At 39.2% G+C, this 16,808-nt stretch carries 15 protein-coding genes and 1 pseudogene; 8 read left to right on the top strand and 8 right to left on the bottom strand.

Going from position 1 to position 16,808, the window contains the following annotated elements:
• The 3 genes and pseudogenes from I4641_RS17030 to I4641_RS17020 all read left to right on the top strand — a co-directional run.
• Positions 1-220: pseudogene (locus I4641_RS17030) on the top strand (hypothetical protein); the annotation flags it as partial.
• Between the two features lie 126 nt (positions 221-346).
• Complete coding sequence (locus tag I4641_RS17025; protein ID WP_229641779.1) at positions 347-550, top strand: cold-shock protein; 204 nt, start codon at positions 347-349, stop codon at positions 548-550.
• 167 nt (positions 551-717) lie between these two features.
• The gene (locus I4641_RS17020; protein WP_229641778.1) at positions 718-2,526 is read left to right on the top strand and encodes a hybrid sensor histidine kinase/response regulator; all 1,809 of its coding nucleotides are present in this window, start codon (positions 718-720) and stop codon (positions 2,524-2,526) included.
• Here the strand turns inward: I4641_RS17020 and cobA are convergent.
• The 6 genes from cobA to I4641_RS16990 all read right to left on the bottom strand — a co-directional run bounded on the left by cobA (position 2,523) and on the right by I4641_RS16990 (position 8,468).
• A complete protein-coding gene (gene cobA / locus I4641_RS17015; RefSeq protein WP_229641777.1) occupies positions 2,523-4,055 on the bottom strand; it encodes a uroporphyrinogen-III C-methyltransferase in 1,533 nt (510 codons plus the stop codon). The two genes, I4641_RS17020 and cobA, sit on opposite strands and share 4 nt — an antisense overlap.
• Positions 4,056-4,205: 150 nt before the next feature.
• On the bottom strand, positions 4,206-5,072 hold the full coding sequence (locus tag I4641_RS17010; protein ID WP_229641776.1) for an outer membrane beta-barrel protein: 867 nt from the start codon (positions 5,070-5,072) through the stop codon (positions 4,206-4,208).
• Positions 5,073-5,176: 104 nt separating this feature from the next.
• Positions 5,177-5,941, bottom strand: coding sequence for a transporter substrate-binding domain-containing protein (locus I4641_RS17005; protein ID WP_229641775.1), 765 nt, complete (start codon positions 5,939-5,941; stop codon positions 5,177-5,179).
• 144 nt (positions 5,942-6,085) lie between these two features.
• Positions 6,086-6,439 carry a 50S ribosomal protein L20 gene (gene rplT, locus I4641_RS17000; RefSeq protein WP_229641774.1) on the bottom strand — a complete coding sequence of 118 codons (354 nt, stop codon included), beginning with the start codon at positions 6,437-6,439 and terminating at the stop codon, positions 6,086-6,088.
• Between the two features lie 97 nt (positions 6,440-6,536).
• On the bottom strand, positions 6,537-6,740 hold the full coding sequence (gene rpmI, locus I4641_RS16995) for a 50S ribosomal protein L35 (protein ID WP_106232997.1): 204 nt from the start codon (positions 6,738-6,740) through the stop codon (positions 6,537-6,539).
• A 153-nt stretch (positions 6,741-6,893) separates the two neighbouring features.
• A complete protein-coding gene (locus I4641_RS16990; protein ID WP_229641773.1) occupies positions 6,894-8,468 on the bottom strand; it encodes an NAD(P)H-quinone oxidoreductase subunit N in 1,575 nt (524 codons plus the stop codon).
• A gap of 292 nt (positions 8,469-8,760) precedes the next feature.
• Here I4641_RS16990 and topA point away from each other — a divergent pair, with 292 nt between their 5' ends.
• The gene (topA, locus tag I4641_RS16985) at positions 8,761-11,439 is read left to right on the top strand and encodes a type I DNA topoisomerase (RefSeq protein WP_229641772.1); all 2,679 of its coding nucleotides are present in this window, start codon (positions 8,761-8,763) and stop codon (positions 11,437-11,439) included.
• A gap of 39 nt (positions 11,440-11,478) precedes the next feature.
• Here topA and I4641_RS16980 read toward each other — a convergent pair whose 3' ends face one another.
• The gene (locus I4641_RS16980) at positions 11,479-12,075 is read right to left on the bottom strand and encodes a DUF3172 domain-containing protein (RefSeq protein ID WP_229641771.1); all 597 of its coding nucleotides are present in this window, start codon (positions 12,073-12,075) and stop codon (positions 11,479-11,481) included.
• 141 nt (positions 12,076-12,216) lie between these two features.
• Between I4641_RS16980 and I4641_RS16975 the strand changes: the two genes are divergently transcribed.
• Genes I4641_RS16975 through I4641_RS16965 form a run of 3 tightly spaced genes read left to right on the top strand, consistent with a single transcriptional unit; the run spans position 12,217 to position 14,840 of the window.
• Positions 12,217-13,218: an energy transducer TonB gene (locus I4641_RS16975; RefSeq protein ID WP_229641770.1), complete on the top strand. Its 1,002-nt coding sequence runs from the start codon at positions 12,217-12,219 to the stop codon at positions 13,216-13,218.
• 32 nt (positions 13,219-13,250) lie between these two features.
• The gene (locus tag I4641_RS16970) at positions 13,251-13,898 is read left to right on the top strand and encodes a MotA/TolQ/ExbB proton channel family protein (RefSeq protein WP_229641769.1); all 648 of its coding nucleotides are present in this window, start codon (positions 13,251-13,253) and stop codon (positions 13,896-13,898) included.
• A 6-nt stretch (positions 13,899-13,904) separates the two neighbouring features.
• Positions 13,905-14,840, top strand: coding sequence for a DNA polymerase III subunit delta' (locus I4641_RS16965; protein ID WP_229641768.1), 936 nt, complete (start codon positions 13,905-13,907; stop codon positions 14,838-14,840).
• Between the two features lie 13 nt (positions 14,841-14,853).
• Here I4641_RS16965 and I4641_RS16960 read toward each other — a convergent pair whose 3' ends face one another.
• Entirely contained in the window at positions 14,854-15,666 is an 813-nt protein-coding gene (locus I4641_RS16960) for a spherulation-specific family 4 protein (RefSeq protein ID WP_229641767.1), read from the bottom strand.
• A 190-nt stretch (positions 15,667-15,856) separates the two neighbouring features.
• Between I4641_RS16960 and I4641_RS16955 the strand changes: the two genes are divergently transcribed.
• Entirely contained in the window at positions 15,857-16,729 is an 873-nt protein-coding gene (locus tag I4641_RS16955) for an RnfABCDGE type electron transport complex subunit D (RefSeq protein WP_229641766.1), read from the top strand.
• The last annotated feature ends 79 nt before the right edge of the window (positions 16,730-16,808 follow it).

Here is a 16,808-nt window from a genome sequence, read left to right as displayed (position 1 = left end):
CTCTAGTTTAAGCATAGAACAACTTCTTTTTTCTCTTCAAAATGAGAATTGCTGTATCGATCCACAGATAATTGACCAACCCAGAGAAACTAATATTTCAGCAATCTTAGTCAAAAAAGCAGGAGATATGCCCGAATTTTGGCATCGAGATACTTCTTTTATTGCCACAATAGAAGAACTCTATCAACGAGTTAAAACTAAAAACCGCGATCTGTTTTGAAAACTAAGTATATTTTTGATAAAAATTATCTCATTAAACATCAAACTCTTTATCCAAACAACTTATTAGTCGTTTTTGCGATACACTTCGAGCTACTGGGTTATTTATTTAGCAAAGAACAAATATATGAGTACGGGTACTGTAAAATTCTTCAATGACGAAAAAGGCTTTGGTTTTATACTTCAAGATGACGGAGGTAAAGATCTTTTCGTTCATGCCACTGAGATTCAAGGCGATCGCGATACGACTCTGACGGAGGGACAAAAAGTAGAATACGAGATCGGACAAGGCAAGAAAGGACCTTGTGCCGTAAATGTTATTCCTCATTAATCCTTGATTCTAAATTTAACTTGTTAAGCCTGTTTGATAAAACCAACATCAAACAGGCTCGGTTATTTTGAGCTACATCAAGATAAAATACTAAACTAAACTTAATTAGATAATCAAACTTTTTAACAATCACTTTTTGAATTTACGCTTAATTGGGTTCTCTATTTATGTCGATCTATCAAAAACTATCATGTTCAACTATTTCTCTTTCTATTCCCAGACTAATGAGAAGCCAGTCAGAGAGAAATCCAGAAGATAACTATCGATCTAATTTAGAGTCAAGTTTAAAAGAATCTCTAGGGATTGAAAATCCTACATTGCAAGCTAATCATAGCGATCGCAATAGTTCGATTGATGATTCGAGCCAAACTTCCGCCACAATTTTGATCGTAGATGATACCCCCAATAATCTACAGGTATTGTTCTCTTATTTAGAAACAGCAGGATTTAAAGTTTTGTTGGCAGAAAATGGTACAAGTGCCTTGCAAATTGCCAATTCACAAATTCCCGACCTTATTTTACTGGATGTCTTGATGCCAAATATTGATGGTTTTGAAACTTGTAGTCGTCTTAAAGCACAAGTATCTACTAGAGAAATTCCTGTAATTTTCTTGACGGCTTTATCAGAAACAGTCAATAAAGTTCGAGGATTTCAAGTAGGAGGAGTAGATTATATTACCAAACCCACTCAACAAGAAGAAGTATTAGCTCGCATCCAAACCCATCTCAATCTCCAGAGAATGCGCCATACTTTGGCAAGACAAAACAAAGAATTACAGCAGACATTAGATTTTGAAGCTTCGGTGCGACGAATTACCGATAAAACTCGCGATAGTCTCAACGAAAATTTTTGTTTGCAGGTAGCAACCCAAGAGTTGGCAACAGTCCTCAATCTTGGTAGTTGTCAAGTCGAACTATATGATTTTGAGCAAGTTACCGCTACTATAGCCTGCGAATATAATAGTACTTTACCTGCCTGTCAGGGAGAAACCAGACAAGTTGGCGATTTTCCCGAATTATATCAACAGCTTTTACAAAAATATCCTCTCCAATTAGTAGAAGCAATTCCTCAATTTAATCCTCAAGGAATTCAGGTTACTCGCCTAGCTTGTCCTATTTTTGACGATCGCACTATTATGGGCAATCTCTGGGGACTCAGACCCCCAGGAGAGGTGTTTACCCCCCTAGAAATTAGATTAATGCAACAAGCTGCTTCCCAATGCGCGATCGCCATTCGTCAAGCCAGACTATATGCAGATTCCAATCGTCAAGTAGCAGAATTAGCCAAGTTAGACAAATTTAAAAATGACTTATTCAAAATTATTTCTCATGAGTTGAAAGCCCCCATGAGTAGTATTCAGCTAGCAGCGCAGACATTAGAAAATTTACTCAAAACTACCAAAAATCCTCGTAAGTCTCTTTTATTCGATCGCGTTTTTAAGATTTTCAATAAATCATGCCAACAACAAAAACAACTGATGGATGATTTACTAAATATTTGTTATGCAGACGATCGAACTAAAATTATTCAGCCCGAATTATTCGAGCTTAATTCTTGGTTGAGCAACTTAACTCAAATATATTTGGAGCGAATTCTAGATCGACAACAGGAGTTGATTCTAGATTTTTCGGCGGAAAAAATCAATATTACCGCAGATCCCATAATCTTAGAAAGAATTATTCGAGAATTCCTAGAAAATGCTTGTAAATATACTCCTGCTAAGGGAGAAATAAAAATTCAAACTACGATCGCCACATCGGAAATATCTCTTTGCATAATTAATAGTGGTGTCGAAATTTTCTCCGAAAAACAAGGACTATTAGGCGCTCGCATTAATTCCCTTTCTAATAATAAACGAATTGACATAGGTTTAGGATTGACATTAGTTGAGAAATTAATAGAAATATTAAATGCAACTATTGAGGTTAAAAAGAAGAATAATAAGACAACTTTTTGTCTTAAACTTCCTCTTTAATTAATTAAATCAGATCGATTTAGATTGACAAGAGCAGTAGTTAATCCTTCTAAAGTGTATTCCTCTGCTTCTATGTCAAATCTTCCCAACAATTCTTGACAAGTTTTAGATGTTTGTGGCCCAATAGAAGCAATACAAACATCTTTTAATAAAGCGTCGATTCCATCCATAGATAATAACTGTTGTTCTAACAATTGATAAAAGTTTTTCACTGTTTTAGAGCTAGCAAATGTCACAATATCGATTTGCTTTTGTTGTAAAACTTGCCAAGCAAAGCGATCAATTTGTTGGGGACATTGAGATTGATAGGCTGCTACTTCTATTACTTCTGCACCCTTGGCAGATAATTCTTGGACTAATACTTCTCTTCCACCAGATTCTACGCGAGGAAATAAGATCTTTTGTCCTGGCAGATCTTCAGGAAAATTAGCCACTAAAGAATCAGCAATATAGTCTGGAGGAATAAAATCGGGCTTTAGCCGTCTTTTTTGCAACACTGAGGCGGTTTTTCGACCAACCACGGCAATTTTGACTCCTGCCAAAGCTCTCCCATCATAACCCAAAGTATCCAAGCGATCGCAAAAGTAATCAACTCCATTAGCCGAAGTCAGAATCAACCAGTCAAATTCAGCCAGATTAGCGATCGCACTATCCAAGTCAGTCCAACTTGAAGGCGGTGTAATGGCTAATGCGGGCATTTCTACTACTGTCGCTCCTTGTTGTTCTAAAAGAGTAGTAAACTTGCTAGATTGGGACTGAGCGCGAGTAACTAAGATAGTTTTCTTAGTTAGTGGTTGAATAGAAGAGGGCGTTTGGGGATCGGGGCTGAGTTGCACGACTTTACCAATGACAATTACGGCGGGAGAAAGAGATATTCCTCTGGTTATTTCTACTATATCGGTTAAAGTCCCCCGAAAAATCTGGCGATCGCTTTGACCACAATTACGAATAATGACGATGGGTTCGTTAGGCGATCGCTTATAATGAATTAAGTTCTCAACTACAATTTTTAAAGAGCGTCCCCCCATTAAAATTACTAGGGTATCAATACTAGCCAAAGCCGACCAATCTAATTTTTCTGGTTGATGCCCGCTTAACACCGCAAAGCAACGACTTAGATCTTTATCGGTTAAAGGAATACCCGCCAACAAAGGTGCTGCCAAGGCGGAAGAAATGCCAGGAATTAGTTCAAAATTACATTTAGATGCTTGTAATACCGCAATTTCCTCGTTAGCTCTGCCAAAAATAAACGGATCGCCACTTTTAAGCCTCACTACTTGTTTTCCCTGGAGACAATAGGCGACCAGCAACTGATTGATGTTTTCTTGAGGAGTGCTAGCTTTTCCACCACGTTTCCCAACACAGATTTTGAGACAATCTTCTCTAACTAGATCGAGCAACTCTCGATCGACTAAAGCATCGTAAATCAACACCTGAGCGATATTCAATAACTGTTTGCCCCTCACCGTTAGATATGCTTCTGTTCCTACCCCTGCACCAACTAAATATACTTTACCCTTTGCTGACATTCTTCAACGCCCGATCTAAATTTGCTGCTAAAAATCCTTTAAAAGTTCGTAATTTTGCTACAAAAACCCCCTATTTGGGGGTTTAAGCAGTTTCCTTTTATGGTGTGTTTCAATTAGAATGCCTGAAATTAAGACATAATTAAAACATAATCAAAAATTAAATTTCAATCCAGCATCAGCCCCAAAAAGATTGATACTATCAAAACCATCATCTGTAGGCAAGGTAGTATAGCGAACTTGAGCAAAAACACCTAAAGTATCGCTAAATGCAATAGACGCGCCACCTTTTACTTGAAAAGTAATTCCCGTACTACTAGCATCTTGATTCACATTGAGATTTTGATCTCCCAATCCATCAAAATCACTTACTGCTTCAAAATTGACATTGGTTTGAGATATACCAATTCCTGGACTAACATACAGGCTAAAATTACCTTTTTGTGACAGTGGAAGTTCAAATCTAGGATTGACATATAGCGCAAAGGCAGAAAAATCTCCATCCGTTTCTAGACTGCCTTCAATTCCTCCTACTGTAGCCAACTCGTTAAATGAATCCTCTAAAGAATCACTATCTACCCCACCAAGCCCTAGCAAAAATTCTAGATCGGCACTAAGGCTTTTGGTAAATTTGATTCCGCCAAACAAGCTACCCAGAAATGCGGTGTTATATTCAGGATTAGAAAATTCGATTCCAGGAATTTCGCCAAACTCAAGTTCTCCACTGGGAAAGCCAACACCCAAACTAAATCCACCATAGTAGCCTTGTACTTTGCTTTTTCTTCGTCTACCGCGACGAGTTTGAGCAATTTTATCTGTTTCTGCTTCTAGACTCACATTAGAGTTACATTGGGAATCGACATCATAACTAACAAAGGGATTGCAAGAAACTCGAACAGCTTGATAAGTCTTCCTGTCTTCCGCTTTAGCACTTTGAGAGAAGCCTAATATTACTACAAAAGCTATAGTTGCATTTTTTGCCATCGTCCAGAAATTGGGTTGCCAGATAGCTCTAAACATAATATATCGAATAAGGTCTGTAAGTAGTTTACGATGTTTAGTATACTTCGGATACGCTTCAATACTGCCGATTATTTTAAGATAAATTTTTAAATAGCCGTCGATTATAGTCCCCAGTATTTTATTCTTTCTTCGAGCCAACCTGACTTTTTCCACTCGGAGATCGCCCGATTTACTCTCGATCGCAAATCTTGATATTGCAATCCTCGGGGCATAACTACTGCCAAAGCTGCCCCTGAAAGTCTGGCAGATAGTAGCTTATAAGTAGGATATTCTTGTATCCAACCCGCTAGCACAGAGCGATCGCCCGCAAAAGCATCAGCTTGTTGGTTTTCGATTAGTTTTAATGCTTCTTGATAAGATTCTACCCCCACTAAAGTCGCCTGAGGAAGTTGGTGACGCACCACCGCAATCGTAGCGGAATTATTGAGTACGGCTATCTTACTGCGCTTTAAATCATTCAAATTGTCGATCTTTGCTTGATTAGTCACAATACTAGTGCCGTCTAAATAATAATGGGGACTAAAGTTGACTATCCTACTGCGGGGAGTTGTCACTGATATTCTGGCGATCGCTATATCCACGCGATCGTCTAAGACTACTTGCAATCTTTCCTGATTCTTGACAGCTAAAAATTCTACCGCTGCTTCATCCCCCAACAATTCTTCGGCTAACTTGCGGGCAATATCAATTTCTAACCCCTCCAAATTCCCCTCCTTACTAGTAAAACCTAGAGGAGGCAAATTATCCTTAACAGCAACCTTCAATTCTCCCTTCGATTCAATTTTGGCTAATTCTCTGGCAAATATAGTGTGAGGAGTAGTGGCTAATAAAGCGATCGCTATAATGAGATTTAAAAATTGCTTCATTGCATCCAATGACTAATAACAAATAACCACCATAACTAATTTATTTACCTTAAATAATAAAGTAATCTAAAAACCGTAAAACTCGGCTTCCTAATAAAAACCGAGTCTCATACGACTAATAGCCATTTAATTCTGAATTCAGATTTAATTTGCCGATTCTGCGACTTCAACAACTTTGGTAAAAGCAGCAGGATCTACCATTGCCAGTTGAGCTAACATTTTACGGTTTAAACCGACATCAGCTTTCTTTAATTGATGGGTTAACTTGCTATAACTCATGCCGTTCATTCTAGCAGCAGCATTAATCCGAGTAATCCACAAGCGACGAAAATCGCGTTTGCGCTTGCGACGATCTCGATAAGCATTACGCAATGCTTTCATTACCTGCTGATTGGCAGTACGAAATAGTTTGGAATGGGAACCGCGAAAACCTTTGGCTAGCTTTAAGATTTTTTTACGGCGTTTGCGGGCGACATTACCCCGTTTAACTCTACTCATAGTTTACGTTTAGTTCGGTGAATCTTGTTCGATTGGCCTTAACAACCAAATGTAGTAATAACTTTCAATAGTTATAAAAATTTAGATGAATCCCCAATTAGCTGTAGGGCATCATGGTGCGTACTGCTTTTTCATCAGTCTCGTGTACCACAGCCATGTTGGATAAACGACGGCGGGTACGCTCTTTGCTTTTGCGCTCTAATAAATGATTCTTAAACGCTTTGCGACGCATAATTTTCTTACCACTGCCAGTAATGCGAAAACGCTTGGCAGCAGATTTTTTAGTTTTTAGCTTAGGCATAGACTATGAATAAATTAGACACAATTTTTAATTATATCGTATTTAGTTCGTCTCACAACTTATTCAATTTGTAAAGTCCGTTGATTAATTTTTAATCATTACCAAAATAAGCCCGCCCAGGCGAGCTAAATAAAACTAAATTTAGGATGCTTATTAATTAATCAAGTCTTCCACAGATGAAACCTGGATAGTACTTTGGGTAATCTCTTGAGTAATTATTGCCGATCGCAATATGGGAGTACTGTTAACAGAATTAGCACTCAAAGTAAACAAAGGATTGGATAAAATTCCCGCCAAAGAAGTAACAACGGTTGCAAATATAAGACTTGCTTGCAAAGGTCTCATTCCAGCTAGTTTCCAGTTAATTGCAGGATAGTTTTTAACTGATTCTGACATTTCTTGGGGTTCTTTCACCACCATCATTTTGACTACGCGAATGTAATAGTAAATTGAAATGACACTAGTAATTAAACCCAATAATACCAAGCCGTATAAACCAGCTTGCCAGCCAGCCCAGAAAAGGTAAATCTTGCCAAAAAAGCCAGCCATGGGGGGAATACCTCCCAAGGAAAGTAAACAGATGCTCAAACAAAGAGTTAGCAAAGGATCTTTTTGATATAGCCCTGCATATTCGCTAATTTGATCCGTACCAGTGCGGAGGGAGAAGAGGATAATACAGGTAAACGCTCCCAGGTTCATAAACAGATAGATGAATAGATAAAAGATCATGCTGGAATAACCATTATCCGTACCTGCAATCAAACCAATCATCACAAAACCAGCTTGGGCGATGGAAGAATAAGCCAACATCCGTTTGATGCTTGTTTGTGCCAGGGCTACCACATTACCCAATACCATACTGAGAATTGCTAAAGCAGTAAAGATAAAGTGCCACTGTTCTGTCATTGAGCCAAATGCTGTTACCAAAAGACGAATCGCTAGGGCAAAACCCGCAGCTTTTGAACCGACGGATAAGAAAGCAACTACAGGAGTGGGCGAACCTTCATATACGTCTGGTGTCCACTGGTGAAAAGGTACTGCTGAAATTTTAAAGGCAATACCAGCAATAATAAATACCAAAGAAATCGCTAAACCTAATGACTGAGTGCCATTAATAGCGGTAATCTTAGTGGCAATTATATTAAGATTTGTTTCTCCTCCAGACAAACCGTAGAGTAAAGACATCCCATAAAGAAAAATTGCCGAACTAGCAGCCCCAATCAGTAGATACTTTAAAGCAGCTTCATTAGAGCGAGGATCGCGCTTCATATATCCCGTCATCAGGTATGAAGAAATACTCAACATCTCTAGAGAGATAAACACCATGGTCAACTCGTTTGCCCCACAGAGAAACATTCCTCCTGTAGTAGCAGTAAGCATGATGGCGATAAATTCTGCCAAAGAAGTCCCCGACTGCTGAATATAGCGAATAGACATGGGGATAGTCACCATTGCCGAGAGGACGACGATCCCCCGAAAGACGATGCTGAGGTTATCACCGCTAAAGGAACCAAGAAAAGCGATCGCATTGGGGTTATTCCATTGAAAAAACAAAGCCACAATAGAATTAAATAAACCAAACATTGCGACATAGGGCAACCATCGGGAGGAGCTACGCCCAAAGATGAGATCGCCGACTAAAATAGTCATCAGGGTAATTATGACAATGCCTTCAGGCAAAATCGTCCCTGCATGAAGCTGAGAAGCTACGCTGCTAGAAAAATCCATAGAGTTTTTGGGTATTGTCAGATATAGATACAATTTGAAAAATTGCTAAAAAAGCTTTACAAAGGATTGTACTCCTCCGTTCTTATTCTTCTTTAAGCTTATTATGTTTTTACTTCTTAACAACTAAACCATGAAGTCTTAGCTAATCTTGGTTATGGTGAAACATAAGATTAGCTCGTTAAACTAAATTGAATTAAAGAAGTTTGCCGAATCAGGGACTATAACTATAGATTAGTCATTAAACCTCGATAAAAATCAACACCTGCCATTTTACTGCGATAATTCCATCTCTATGTCAACATTAGTTATTGTCGAATCTCCTACAAAAGCTCGTACCATTCGTAATTATTTGCCTTCTGGCTATCAGGTTGAGGCATCTATGGGTCATGTCCGAGATTTACCCCCTTCCGCCAAAGAGATTCCTCCTGCTTATAAAGATAAGAAGTGGGCAACTTTAGGCATCAACGTAGAAGATAAATTTCAGCCAATTTATGTTGTTCCAGAGAAAAAGAAGAAGGTTGTAAGGGAATTAAAAACCGCCCTCAAAACAGCAGATGAATTGATTCTAGCAACTGATGAAGACCGAGAAGGAGAAAGCATTAGCTGGCATTTACTAGAAATACTTAAGCCCAAAGTGCCAGTCAAGCGCATGGTGTTCCATGAAATTACTAAAGAGGCAATTCAAAAGGCTTTACAAGATTGTCGCGAAGTAGATCGAGATTTAGTTCACGCTCAAGAAACAAGAAGAATTTTAGATCGCTTAGTAGGTTATACCGTTTCCCCTCTGTTGTGGAAAAAAATATCTTGGGGTTTGTCCGCCGGGCGAGTACAGTCGGTAGCAGTGCGCTTGACCGTAGTTAGAGAAAGAGAGCGCAGAGCTTTTCAATCTGGGGGATATTGGGATCTTAAAGCCGATCTCGAACAGGCTAAAAAGCCTTTTGAAGCTAAACTAATCAGTCTTGATGGTAAGAGATTGGCAACTGGTAGTGACTTCGACCCCGATACGGGCAAAATAGAGGAGGGTAAAGATGTTGTCTTGCTCGATGAAACAGAGGCGAACAAACTAAAACAGCGCATTATTGACAAGACTTGGACGGTAACTAGCCGTACTGAAAAGGGTTCGACTCGCAAACCTTACGCGCCTTTTACCACCTCTACTTTACAGATAGATTCCAATCGCAAACTAGGTCTATCTGCTAGAGAAACCATGAGCGTGGCGCAGAAACTCTATGAAAAGGGTTTTATTACCTACATGCGGACAGATTCGACTCATTTATCCAGTCAAGCAATTTCTGCTGCGAGGAAATGTATCGAACAAAAATACGGTAAAGAGTATCTCAGTCCCAAACCCCGCCAATATAGTACCAAAAGCAAAGGCGCGCAAGAAGCCCACGAAGCAATTCGCCCTGCGGGGGAAACCTTTCGCATTCCCAAAGAAACGAAGCTCAAAGACCGAGAACTCAAGCTATACGACTTGATTTGGAAGCGTACCGTTGCTTGTCAGATGGCAGATGCCAAGCTGACTCAAATTGCAGTAGATATCAAGGTGGAAAATGCTGTTTTTCGCGCTAATGGCAAGAGAATCGATTTTGCTGGTTTTTTCCGCGCATATGTTGAGGGTTCGGATAATCCCGATGCAGCTTTAGAAAATCAAGAAATCCCTTTACCTCCTTTAAAAGAAGGGGATAAACCCGACTGCAAAGATGTAGAAGCGATCGGACACGAAACTCAACCCCCCGCGAGATATACCGAAGCATCTTTGGTCAAAACCTTAGAAAAAGAAGGGATTGGTCGCCCTAGTACTTATGCTACGGTCATGGGTACAATTGTCGATCGCGGTTATGTTCAGATGCGTGGAAAGGCTTTAATCCCTACTTTTACCGCATTTGCTGTCACGGCTTTATTAGAAGAACACTTCCCCGATTTAGTCGACACAGAATTTACTTCTAAAATGGAACAAACTCTTGATGAAATTGCTCGCGGTGGTGCGGAATGGATACCCTATTTACAAAAATTCTATCAAGGAGAAACTGGTCTAAAAACCCAGATCGATATCAAAAGCGACGAAATTGAATCAGCGATCGCTAAAACTATTAATTTAGAAAATCTTGACGCAACTGTTCGTATTGGTAAATATGGCCCTTATATCGAAATAAAAACCGAAGGTGAAGGGGAAGAAGAAACAGAAGCTTTAAAAGTTTCTATTCCCGATGATTTAACCCCAGCCGACCTCAATCCAGAGCAAATAGAAGCTTTAATTCGTCAAAAGAAAGAAGGACCAGAAAAAGTTGGTATTCACCCTGAAACTGGCGAGACAATCTACTTTAAAATCGGTAAATATGGCCCTTATGTCCAACTGGGAGACAAAAGCGAAGACCTACCTAAGCCCAAAATGAGTTCTATTCCTAAAAAGGATAGCAAAACTAATGCAACTATTGAGGATGTTACTCTAGAAATGGCGGTGGGCTTGTTATCTCTTCCTCGTCTATTGGGACAGCATCCAGCCACAGACGGTAAAATCAAAGCTGCTTTAGGACGTTTTGGTCCTTATGTCGTTCATGAGTTTAAAGGCCCTGAAGATACTAAAATACAACGAGATTATCGATCGCTGAAAAAAGAAGATGATGTCTTAACGGTAACTTTAGAACGTGCTTTGGAATTACTCGCCCAACCCAAACGCGGTCGTGGTGGTAGCAAAAAGACTCCTCTACGGGAATTGGGAGTACATCCTGAAGATAAAGAGCCAGTCAATATTTATAAAGGTCCTTACGGAAATTATGTTAAACACGGCAAGGTAAATGCTGGTTTGCCAGAGGATGAAACTGTAGAAGAAATTACTCTAGAAAAAGCTCTAGAATTATTGGCAGAAAAAGCAGCTACCAAGAAAACTACGAAGAAAAAGACTACTACCAAAAAGAAAACCACTACTACCAAGAAAACTACGAAGAAAAAGACTACTGCTAAGAAATAAATAAATTTCAACTCGATCCATGTCGGTTGACTATCTTGCTTAGAAGTTATCCGACTCTGGTAAAGGTACTGTTGGATTACCGTTTTTATTTAAGAACAAGTTTCCTGCTGCATCATTTTGATAAACGCAATCAATTTTTGGTTTACCTTCTAATACACCCACAAAACCGAAAGTATTCATCCGTCGTTTGCAATCTCTCACTTGTTCGGAAGATACCAAGTTTTTTTGTTCCAAAAGCGTCCAATTAGTTCGGCGTAAAACACATCCAGGTTGCATCCTAGGTTGAGTAAGATAAACGCTAAAGGGGTTGAGGGTAAGAAATACTCGCATATCAGTAACAATCGCGCTTGCGCCAAACTGTTGACATACTTCGGGGTTGGGTGCTGCGCGATCGATTTGTAAACTAGAATCAACTGAATTATTTCCTCCCGATCCGCTAGAGAGATTTAATGATAATCCGATCACGATTCCAACTACGAAAACACTGCCCAAAATAGCTATTTTAGCCACATCTAAAGGGCTTTTTTTTCCTGGGGGATTGGTATTAGATTGATAATTATTAGGAGAGTCGTAGCGATCGCCACCTCGCTCTCTATTATTTCTATAATTACCGTTATTGCGATTTCTGCGAGCCATATTTGAGGAGTAAGGAAGAAGAAATAAAAAATAAGAAAGTTTGATTATAGACTACTGATAAAGTTATTTTAGCTTCTGGTTTAAATCTTGCTGTAAGAGCGATCGCTCTTTGGATCGAGTAGATTAAGAAATGGGTTAGATTTGTTAGCCTTAGAGACAAGTAAAATTAAATTTAGTTTGGTAGTAACGGGAGGGGCGAGTCAAGAAATGGTGCATTTAAAACCAAAAAGTGATCGATATGAAAAAACCTCCATAGTGCTAAATCGTAGTTTTGGATTCAAGCATCTTTTATTATTTATTTTAGGTTCGGCGATCGCTCACGGTCTTATTTTTTTGTTACTTGCTCGTTATCAAGCGATCGCACCTGTTGAAGAGGAAGAAGAGAGTAAGCCCATTGAATTTGTGGTTGTTCCTCCTGAAGAAAAAAGCCTAGAACCCCCTCCAGAAACTAATAATCGCTCTACCGAAAATGCGATCGCGCCATCGAATTCTCAGCCTAAACAAACTCCTTCTGGGGATGAAATTGGTGAAGATATAATTGCTTCTCCCGCACCCGCACCCGCACCCGAACCCGAACCCGCACCCGAACCCGAACCCGCACCCGAACCCACGCCCGCACCCGCACCCGAACCCGAACCCGCACCCGCACCCGAACCCGCACCCGAACCCGTCGCAACTCGTTTACCACCTAAATCAGAACCCGTTCCCGAAAAATCGACTTCTGGCGATGGTAGTGCTGCCGATTTATTAGGAGGAGATTATAAAAAAACCTTGGCAGATGGTGGTTCGGATGCGTTTTTTAGTCCAGAGGCTTTGACACACGATGCTGTTCTCAATCCCAGTCAAATAAACGCCCTGCGAGATGTCGATCTAAGTAGCTACTTCGCTGAAATTAAACGACGAGTCAAACGTAACTGGAATCCATCTTATTCATCCCAAGAACAAACTACTTATTTAACCTTTAATATTCAAAAAAATGGTCAAATTGCCAATCTCAAGGTAACTAAGAGTTCTGGCTCAGAAAAACTAGATCGCGAATCTCTTGCAGCAGTACAAAATTCTGGACCATTTGCTCCTTTACCCCCTGATTTTCCCTTGGAAGCATTAGAAATTGAATTTAGCTTTAATATATATCTTTATTAAAAAAGTATCCCTTGCCCTGGGCTTTTGAATCTATGGAAACTATTTTACAGTTATTTAAAAATGGTGGATTGGTAATGTATCCTTTGCTGGGGTTATCAATCTACTCTGTCGCCATAACTTTAGAGCGATCGCTTTTTTGGTTGAGAACATCCCGACAACAGGATAGCGTAATCAAGCAATTATTAAATCTCTATCGAGATGATACCGATGCTGCCACCATGATGTTGCAACGTCATCTTAATTTACCCGTCGCTCGTATATTTTTAGTGGCATTATCTCTCAAACGTTCTACCCCAGAAAAGTTTAAGCTAGCTTTAGAAACCGCAGCACAAGCAGAAATACCAGTTTTAAAACGGTTTAGTAATTCTTTTGAAACGGTGATTAGTCTGTCTCCGTTATTGGGTTTATTGGGTACGGTAGTGGGTTTAATTGCATCCTTGTCTTCTTTAAAATTAGGAGATATTGAATCATCCCAAGCAGCAGGAGTTACGGGAGGTATTGGCGAAGCTTTGACTTCTACCGCAGCGGGTTTGATAGTAGCGATCGCCACTTTGTTTTTTGCCAGTATTTTTCGAGGACTATATTTGCGACAGATTGCTTTAATTCAAGAGGTTGGCGGACAATTGGAATTGATTCACCTGGATAAACACGATCGCACCGAACATAGTATCGTTCCATAGTTACTTATGTTTAAAGATTTACTCGGACAAGATAAGGCTATTGAATTATTACAACAGGCGATAAAACAAGAGCGAATTGCACCAGCCTATTTGTTTTCGGGTTCTTTGGGCATCGGAAAAAGCATTGCGGCTAAAGGCTTTACACAACTTTTGTTGACTGCCGATTTACCTCCAGAAAAACATCCACTGATTCAACGCAAATTAGCCTCTGGCAATCATCCCGATCTACTTTGGGTAGAACCGACTTATTTAAGTAAAGGGGAATTGTATACCGCTTCTCAAGCCGAATCTCAAGGATTACAATACAAAACTCCACCCAAAATTAGAATCGAACAAATTCGTAATATTACTCAGTTTCTCCATCGTCCTATATTAGAAGCCAGTAGAAAAGTGGTGGTTATTGAATCCGCTCAAACAATGGCAGAATCACCAGCTAATGCCTTGTTGAAAACCTTGGAAGAACCAGGAAATGCTACTCTAATTTTAATTGCCCCCGATGCTGATTCTTTACTGGTTACTTTAGTATCTCGGTGTCAGCGCATCCAATTTTATAGCTTATCCCAAGCGGATTTAACTACAGTATTAAGCAGTAATGGTCATGGAGAAATTTTAGAACATCCCGAATTAATGGCGATCGCTCAAGGTAGTCCAGGAAAAGCGATCGCAGCTTGGCATCAACTACAAACTATACCCGACGAGCTATTACAACAATTAAAACGATCGATTACTACTCCTTTAAAAGCGATGGAACTAGCTCAAACTATTACTCAAGAATTGGACGGACAAACTCAACTTTGGTTAGTCGATTATTTACAATATTATTCTTGGCAAAAAAATCATAAAATTGAATTAATGGAGCAATGGGAAAAAACTCGCAAATGTCTTTTAAGCTACGTTCAGCCTCGTTTAGTCTGGGAATGCGCTTTGTTAAGTCTTATATAGTTTTTGAATAATGCTATTTTTCGCTCAAAGATTGAAGATAATCAACTTCTTCTTGCCAATAAGAAGGTAGACTATTCCAAGGATCGCCATCGCTATTATTAGGACTATCATCGGTAATATAGATATAACCAATATTGCGTTCCATAGCCAAATCGATATATTTTTTCATGGTAGCAACATCAGCAACAGAATGAATCAAACTAGCAAAGCGATCGCGATCGTATTTGGTAGTATAATCTTGGGGTCGATACTCTAACCAAGGCTGAGGATAGTTCTCGAAAATCACGGCGGTATCTGTGGCAGGGGCGATGGAATATTGCTCGTCGGTGTGAGTACCAGGATTAATAACTACTCGATCTAAACCAGCTTTTTGTTTAATATATTGATAAATATCTCGGTAATAATCCACTTGTTTGGCACTACTGGCACTTTCATCTAAAAAAATACCATCAAGATCGTAGTAAGTGGCATATAAATCAATATCTTGCTTGACTTCTATTATGGGGCGATCGCCATATTTTGTATACACATAACCCAATATGGGAATATCAGCTTGTTTTAAATCCTCTAAACCTTTTTGGTAATCATCATTGGGCGAACCTCCATCAGGGCCATTATTAGGATTTATAATAGCGATAATGGGAACTTGATTGGCTGCGGAAATAACTTTAGACCAAGAATAATTCTCGGGTTCGTACCAGTTAGGATAAATATAGAGAGGAAGTAGAATTTTTGGTGGATTTCTAGTTGTTGCTGGAGACTGACAAGCAGAAATAATCGACACCACGATCGCAGAAATAAATAACTTGCCTAAACTAATAAACATTAAACTAGCCCGTTGTGGGTAAGTAATAATTAACAACTAATAAGTAATAAGTAATAACTAAAAGGCTAGTTACCATGTAGTATTGATAGATCGTTTGACGGTTATGTTACAAAAAACGTAACGCAACCCTATTTTAGAATTTTACAAGACATACTAAAGACGTTGATTAGTAGTTATATATTAACGGTCAATGTTATTAAAAGATGCTCGCATTACGCAAATAATTTTCCTCGGTTTATTCTTACTTTTAGGTGTCAGCACGAGAGATTGGACAATACAATCTAATTTAATTCTGGTAGTTATGTCCAGTTGTTTAATTACTCAGTGGATACTTTCTTCTGTGGTGGAATATAGCAAACTAAGAGAAGAAGATAGCTTTACCAATTTATCTAGTAAATTAAATATTTTAATTACTCCCAAAGTATTAACTTCTCTTCGCAGTGCGTTAATTACTTCCCTTGGTTTGTGTCTATTACTTCGTAGCAATAACCCTCAGACAATGGCGATCGCGGGGTGCTTCGCTATTTCTAGTAAATTCCTTTTTCGTCACCACAACAAACACTTCTTTAACCCCGCCAATTTCGGCATTATCGCAGCCTTAACCCTAACTAACGATGCCTGGGTAAGCCCTGGACAATGGGGGACAGACTGGTGGTATATATTGCTATTTTTGGGCTTAGGAGGAGTAGTCTTAAAACAAGTTGGACGTTGGGATACATCGATCGCTTTTCTCCTCTCCTATGGAGGTTTAGAAGCAGCGCGCAACTTTTGGCTGGGATGGAGTTGGGATGTGTGGCAACATCAGTTTATGAGTGGTAGTTTATTGCTGTTTGCCTTATTTATGTTGACCGATCCGCGATCGATTCCTAATTCTATAAAAGGTAGATGGATTTGGAGTATGGCGATCGCATTTTCTACCTTTATTTTGCAACACTATTTTTATCTTTCTACCGCAATTTTCTGGTCGTTGTTTATTGTTTCTCCCATGACAATGCTGTTAGACATGGTTTGGAATGCACCTAGATTTAATTGGAAAGCGGTTCAATGGACAATTGACAATTGATATAAGTCTCAAAGAAGTCATTTTAAACCCAAACTTAATATTCAAAATAATCCTTTATATCAAACCAGTTAAGATGCTT

Source organism: Waterburya agarophytonicola KI4 (assembly GCF_020640915.1).
GTDB lineage: Bacteria > Cyanobacteriota > Cyanobacteriia > Cyanobacteriales > Xenococcaceae > Waterburya > Waterburya agarophytonicola.
This window is presented reverse-complemented; position numbering and strand designations above follow the sequence as displayed.